The sequence below is a fragment of the Deinococcus alpinitundrae genome (assembly GCF_009982895.1).
Taxonomy (GTDB): domain Bacteria; phylum Deinococcota; class Deinococci; order Deinococcales; family Deinococcaceae; genus Deinococcus; species Deinococcus alpinitundrae.
In genome coordinates this window covers 1-308 of record NZ_WXZL01000180.1, presented here as the reverse complement: position 1 = coordinate 308, position 308 = coordinate 1, and the positions used below count along the sequence as shown (strand labels likewise).

Annotated in this window: 1 protein-coding gene; it reads left to right on the top strand. The window is 36.4% G+C overall.

Annotated elements, in window-relative coordinates; genetic code table 11:
• A partial coding sequence (locus GUI70_RS25530) for a malate:quinone oxidoreductase (protein WP_202630582.1) occupies positions 1-308 on the top strand: 308 nt, incomplete at both ends.

The following is a 308-nucleotide window of genomic DNA, read 5'->3' as shown; positions in this document are numbered from 1 at the left end:
AGCATCGAGAATCCAAGAGAATTTATCAATCCATTACCACACATCAGTTATGTTAGAGGTAAAAACAATGTTAAATTCTTAAAAGATCGTTACGAAGCGATGAAAGCTTTCCCTATGTTCGATAATATCGAATATACTGAAGACATCGAAGTAATGAAAAAATGGATTCCATTGATGATGAAAGGCCGTGAAGATAACCCTGGTATCATGGCGGCAAGTAAAATTGACGAAGGTACAGATGTAAACTTCGGTGAATTAACACGTAAAATGGCTAAAAGCATTGAAGCACATCCAAATGCTACTGTGCA